The following is a 258-nucleotide window of genomic DNA, read 5'->3' as shown; positions in this document are numbered from 1 at the left end:
ACCTCGTCCGCCGGGGCCGAGCCACCGGTCGCGTCCTCTCCGGCCGCCGCGTTGCCACCGGCCGCCGCCTCGTCGGAAGTGCCGTCAGCCGCGGCCGGTTCGTCGCTCGCCGTCGCCTCCGGAGCCTGGTCGGCCGAAGCCTCCGCGGCCGGTTCCTCCGCTGCAGGCTCCTCGGCGGGCGATTCCTCGGGGGCCGGCTCCGCACCGCCGGCCACGTCGCCCGCCGTCGCCGCGTCCGGTTCGCCCGCCGTCGCGCCG

Annotated in this window: 1 protein-coding gene; it reads right to left on the bottom strand. The window is 80.2% G+C overall.

The window, feature by feature from the left end; translation table 11 throughout:
- Positions 1 to 258 (bottom strand): hypothetical protein (locus SB754_RS21265; RefSeq protein ID WP_410784324.1); only part of this gene is annotated, 258 nt, incomplete at both ends.

Source organism: Leifsonia sp. SIMBA_070 (assembly GCF_046534635.1).
In the GTDB taxonomy this organism is placed as follows: domain Bacteria; phylum Actinomycetota; class Actinomycetes; order Actinomycetales; family Microbacteriaceae; genus Leifsonia.
Note: the sequence above shows the minus strand (reverse complement) of the source record. Positions and strands in the feature narration are given on the sequence as shown.